Annotated in this window: 5 protein-coding genes; all 5 read right to left on the bottom strand. The window is 45.9% G+C overall.

What is annotated here, in order from left to right:
• Positions 1-243, bottom strand: a 243-nt coding sequence (locus tag B3182_RS15810; protein ID WP_292753471.1) for a class II fructose-bisphosphate aldolase, incomplete at its 3' end; no start/stop codon positions are given.
• A 24-nt stretch (positions 244-267) separates the two neighbouring features.
• The gene (gene pyk, locus B3182_RS15815) at positions 268-1,734 is read right to left on the bottom strand and encodes a pyruvate kinase (RefSeq protein WP_292354572.1); all 1,467 of its coding nucleotides are present in this window, start codon (positions 1,732-1,734) and stop codon (positions 268-270) included.
• Positions 1,735-1,752: 18 nt separating this feature from the next.
• Positions 1,753-2,937 carry a phosphoglycerate kinase gene (locus tag B3182_RS15820; RefSeq protein WP_292354570.1) on the bottom strand — a complete coding sequence of 395 codons (1,185 nt, stop codon included), beginning with the start codon at positions 2,935-2,937 and terminating at the stop codon, positions 1,753-1,755.
• Between the two features lie 119 nt (positions 2,938-3,056).
• Positions 3,057-4,055 (bottom strand): type I glyceraldehyde-3-phosphate dehydrogenase, encoded by a 999-nt coding sequence (gene gap / locus B3182_RS15825; RefSeq protein WP_292354568.1) that lies wholly within the window; start codon positions 4,053-4,055, stop codon positions 3,057-3,059.
• A gap of 203 nt (positions 4,056-4,258) precedes the next feature.
• On the bottom strand, positions 4,259-5,908 hold a 1,650-nt coding region (tkt, locus tag B3182_RS15830), incomplete at its 5' end, for a transketolase (RefSeq protein WP_292753474.1).

Below are 5,908 nucleotides of genomic sequence, written 5' to 3' on the forward strand. Positions count from 1 at the left end.
ATGCATGACCAGGGGGATATGCGGATAGGCTTCAATCGCAGCCAGAATCAAATGCCGTAGAAAGGGCTCACCAGCGTAATCACGTGCTCCGGCACTGCCTTGCATTATTACTGGACTGTCGACGGCATTAGCGGCCTGCATAATGGCATGTACCTGCTCCATATTACTGACATTAAATGCGGGGATGGCAAATTGATGCTCTGCCGCGTAATCAAGTAACTGTCGCATAGAAACGAGTGCCATTAGCTAACCTCCAACCATTCATATTTATTCACAACTGCTACCTGAGGGACGTGGTTCAACCAACGTTCCAACTTTGACAATTTTCATTGCACTGGTGCTACCTTGAACTTCGAGGTCTCCCTTGGTGATAATCACTATATCACCCTCTTTGACAACACCTCGACGCTGTAATTCTTCTATGGCCTCCTTGTTCAAGGCCGCGTGATCCGTATGTTCAACCACAAAACTTACCGGGTAGACACCACGGTAAAGCGTGACCCGCCGTCGGGTAGCCACATGAGGAGTTAATGCAAAAATTGGTATTCCCGAACTAATACGTGACATCCATAATGGCGTGGCTCCGGATTCTGTCATCGTGGCAATAGCTTTAACATCCATATGATTCGCCGTATACATCGCAGCCATCGCAATAGCCTCATCAATTCGTGCGAATTTTGAATCCATGCGATGACGTGAAACACGTATTTCACGTTGCTGTTCCGCCTGTAGACAGATACGATCCATGGCTTCAATGACTTTAACCGGATAATGTCCGACTGCGGTTTCCCCGGAAAGCATCACCGCATCGGTACCATCCAGCACGGCGTTGGCCACATCAAACACCTCGGCACGGGTTGGAATGGGGCTTTCAATCATCGATTCCATCATTTGCGTCGCAGTGATAGTCAATCGATTCATACGTCTGGCTTTAGCGATTAGCTGCTTTTGAATCGGCGGTAATGCAGCATCCCCCATTTCCACCCCTAAATCACCTCGAGCGACCATAATGCCTTCTGAGGCTTCAATAATGGCATCAATATCATCCAGCGCTTCAGCTCGTTCAATTTTGGCAATAATCCCGCCATAGCCCCCGGCTTCACGCAACAGACGACGTGCCAAATGAATATCTTCAGCACTTCGGGGAAAAGATACGGCGAGGTAATCAGCCTGCATTTCAGCAGCTGTTTTTATATCGGCCATATCTTTAGCTGTCAGCGCTGATGCCGATAATCCACCTCCCTGCCGGTTAATACCTTTATTGTCTGTGAGCATGCCTCCCACGGTAACGCGACAGTGAATCTGTTGATCAATAACCGATTCAACCCATAACACAATGCGGCCATCATCCAATAACAACGTGTCACCACGCTTAACATCATGGGGGAGTGATTTGTAGTCGACCCCGACTTGATTGCTATCACCGTTATTATCTGCCAGGGCCGCATCCAGAGTAAAAGCTTCCCCTTCAACTAGTTTCACACCACCATTCTTAAATCGAGAGATGCGAATCTTCGGTCCCTGCAAATCAACTAATACGCCAACCTCACGTCCAAAGTCGCTGGCACGGTTACGCACCCTGTCAGCCATATCAATATGCGATTGCGATGAACCATGCGAGAAATTGAGCCGTACAACATCCATGCCTGCCGATATCATCGTGTCAAGAACGGCATGATCTTTTGTTGCAGGTCCCAAGGTAGCAACAATTTTCGTTCTTCGACGGGCAGCCATAATTAGTTACTCATTAATTTACTCGCGGGCACGTTGCTCAAGAATTTCCACTGCAGGTAACTTCTTGCCTTCAAGGAATTCCAGAAAAGCACCACCACCGGTAGAAATATAAGAAACATCATCACAAATTTTGTATTTAGATACTGCTGCCAACGTATCACCGCCGCCAGCAATCGAGAAAGCATCTGATTCCGCTATTGCCATCGCTATTTCTTTGGTGCCTTCACCAAATTGGCTGAATTCAAAAACACCTAACGGACCATTCCATACAACCGTACCAGCTTGTTTAATAATTTCAACCAGCTCCGCAGCAGATTTTGGTCCGATATCAAAAATCATGTCGTCATCCGTTACCTTATCTACTGCTTTTAATTCCGCTTCTGCATTTTCGGCAAAATGTTTACCGCAGACCACGTCTTTGGGTACGGGTATATTGCCGCCACGGCTCACAGCTTCTGCTGAAAGCTTTTTACAAGTATCGATCAGATCCGGCTCATAAAGTGATTTACCTACATTATGACCAGCTGCCGCAATAAATGTATTGGCAATACCACCACCCACAATCAATTGGTCCACTTTCTTCGACAGGCTTTCCAACACCGTAAGTTTGGTAGACACTTTTGAGCCGCCTACGATAGCAACCATTGGCCTGGCAGGATTATCCAGCGCTTTGGATAAAGCTTCCAGTTCCGCAGATAATAAAGGCCCGGCACAGGCAATCGTGGCATATTTGGCAATACCGTGTGTTGAAGCCTGAGCACGATGCGCGGTGCCAAATGCATCCATAACAAACACATCACACATCTTGGCCATACGTTTTGCCAGATCATCATTATTGGCTTTTTCACCAATGTTGAATCGTACATTTTCACACAAAACAACTTCACCTACTTCGACTGGAATAAATTCTGGCTCCAGCCAGTTTTGTTCCAAACGTACCGGTTTTTCCAAGAGGGCCGAGAGATAATTGGCAACCGGAGCTAATGAATATTTATGTTCATATTCTCCTTCAGTAGGTCGTCCGAGATGAGACATAATCATAACTTTGGCACCTTTCTCCAATGCCAGATTTATGGTCGCTAAAGAAGCGTGGATACGAGTGCCATCTGCAACAACACCTGATTTGAGTGGAACATTCAAATCTTGTCGGATCAACACACGTTTTCCAGCCAAGTCCAAATCGGCCATTTTTATTACTGACATAAGGTATTGCCCTCTTGTGTAAATTTTGTGAACCAGTTCTGATTATAGCCTTCAAAATACATAAAAAAAGGCCTCCTTCACAGGAAGCCTTGAATTAATTGTTGAATGGCTAAAATGAATTAACGCGCAACATGCTCAACCAAACGCATCATGTTGCAGGTATATCCATATTCATTGTCATACCAGGCAACGACTTTTACAAAGGTGCCATCAAGTGCAATACCTGCACCTGCATCAAAATTTGAAGGTGCAGTATGACCACGGAAATCTGTGGAGACCACATTTTCTTCGGTGTAACCCAAAACACCTTTCAACTCACCTTCGGCAGCAGTTTTCATTGCTGCGCAAATTGATTCATAGCTGGCATCGTTGTTTAATTCAACGGTTAAGTCGACTACGGAAACATCTGAAGTAGGCACCCGAAAAGCCATCCCGGTCAATTTTCCATTTAATTCCGGCAGCACCTTGCCTACTGCTTTTGCGGCGCCGGTGGATGACGGAATAATATTTTCCAGAATACCGCGACCTCCACGCCAGTCTTTCATTGACGGGCCATCGACAGTCTTCTGTGTTGCTGTGGCAGCATGCACCGTGGTCATCAAACCACGCTTAATACCAAAACTGTCATGCAGGACCTTGGCAACCGGTGCCAAAGCGTTAGTTGTGCAGGAGGCTGCTGAAACAATTGCCTGACCAGCATAACTGTCATGGTTCACGCCATAAACAAACATTGGCGTGTGATCTTTGGAAGGTGCAGATTGCACGACTTTTTTAGCGCCGGCAGCAATATGTGCCTGACAGGAATCTTCCGTCAGGAAAAAGCCGGTGCATTCAATAATTAAATCGGCACCAACTTCATCCCATTTCAAATCAGCAGGGTTGCGCTCAGCGGTAACACGAATGGTTTTACCATTAACAACCAGATGACCGTCTTTCACCTCAACATCACCTTCAAAGCGGCCATGTACAGAATCAAATTTGAGCATATACGCCAGATAATCGGGATCAAGTAAATCGTTGATTGCCACGACTTCAATCTCAGGGAAATCTTTTGCTGCAGCACGAAATGCCATACGGCCGATACGGCCAAAACCATTAATACCCACCTTGATAGTCATTCTGTTTCCTTTGAATCGGTTTGATATTATGCCTCAGAACTGAAATCTTACCGAAAATTGCAGTTATGAGACTTGGAACTGCTTATCTTTCATCGCCTCCCGCAATGGTGCGATGAAAGATAAACAGACCCTTTTAAAAAAATGACCAGTAGATTTGCATCTACTGGTCATCTCCATTTAGCTCGCTAAAAACAGTTCTTTAATTACAGAACTGATTTAACGGTTTTAACAACGTTTTCGACAGTAAAGCCGAAGTGTTTCATCAAAACACCGCCTGGAGCAGATTCACCGAAGGTATCGATACCAACAGTGCCGCCTTCCAGACCAACGTATTTACGCCAGAAGTCAGTTACACCGGCTTCAACAGAAACACGTTTCACTCCTGGAGTCAGGATGCTGTCTTTATAAGCCTGATCCTGACGATCAAAGACGTTCGTTGAAGGCATAGAAACAACACGTGCATTTACACCGTCGCCTTTCAGCGCTTCTTGTGCTTTAACGGCCAGATCCACTTCTGAACCAGTTGCGATCAGAATCACGTCAGCTTTACCGCCTTCGGCTTCTGACAACACATAAGCACCTTTACGAATCGCATCAAAAGCAGCTGTGTCGTGTTTACGACCAGGAATACCCTGACGGCTCAATACCAGACTGGTTGGGCCATCCATACGCTCAACAGCTGCAGTCCAGGCAATCGCAACTTCAGTTTCATCAGCAGGACGCCATACATCCATGTTGGGGATGTAACGCAGACCAGCTGTATTTTCGATTGGCTGATGCGTAGGACCATCCTCACCCTGACCGATAGAGTCATGGGTCAATACCGCAATGGTACGAATTTTCATCAAGGCAGCCATGCGCAGCGCTGATTTGGCATAGTCAGAGAACATATGGAAAGTACCACCATATGGCAGCAGACCACCGTGCAATGCCATACCATTCATGATGGCAAACATACCAAACTCACGAACACCGTATGAAATGTAGTTACCCATCTCTTTACCAGACACATGTTTAAAGCTTGAACAGCTGGTCAGGTTTGAACCGGTTAAGTCAGCAGAACCACCAATGAATTCTGGCAAAATAGGCGCCAATGCAGCGATAACGTTTTGTGATGCTTTACGTGAAGCAACACTTTCTGCTTTTTCGTTCAGATCAGCAATGACTTTGGCTGATGCTTGTTTCCAGTCAGCAGGCAATTCACCGGCCATACGGCGTTTAAATTCTGCTGCCAGTTCTGGATATTCTTTAGCATAAGCATCGAATTTCTTGTTCCACTCAGCTTCAGCGGCATCGCCTTTCGCTTTAGCATCCCAACCTGCATAAACATCTTCTGGAATAACAAATGGCTCGTATTCCCAACCCAGTTGCTTACGGGTCAATTCAACTTCTTCTTCACCTAATGCTGCACCATGGCAATCATGGCTTGAACATTTGTTTGGTGAACCATAACCAATGATGGTTTTGCAGCAGATCAATGATGGTTTATCAGTGACTTTCTTCGCTTCTGCGATGGCTTTGTTGATTGCATCAGCATCATGACCATCAACAGATTGAACATGCCAGCCATAAGCTTCAAAACGCTTAACAGTATCATCGGTGTACCAGCCATCAATGTGACCGTCGATAGAGATATTGTTGTCATCCCAGAATGCGATCAGATTGCCCAGGCCCCATGTACCGGCCAAAGAACATGCTTCATGAGAAACACCTTCCATCAGACAGCCATCACCCATAAATACATAGGTATGGTGGTTAACGATGTCATGACCAGGTTTGTTGAACTGATGTGCCATTAACTTTTCAGCCATCGCAAAACCAACGCCGTTGGTAATACCTTGGCCTAATGGACC

Origin of the sequence: Methylophaga sp. UBA4204 (assembly GCF_002379485.1) — a bacterium.
GTDB lineage: Bacteria > Pseudomonadota > Gammaproteobacteria > Nitrosococcales > Methylophagaceae > Methylophaga.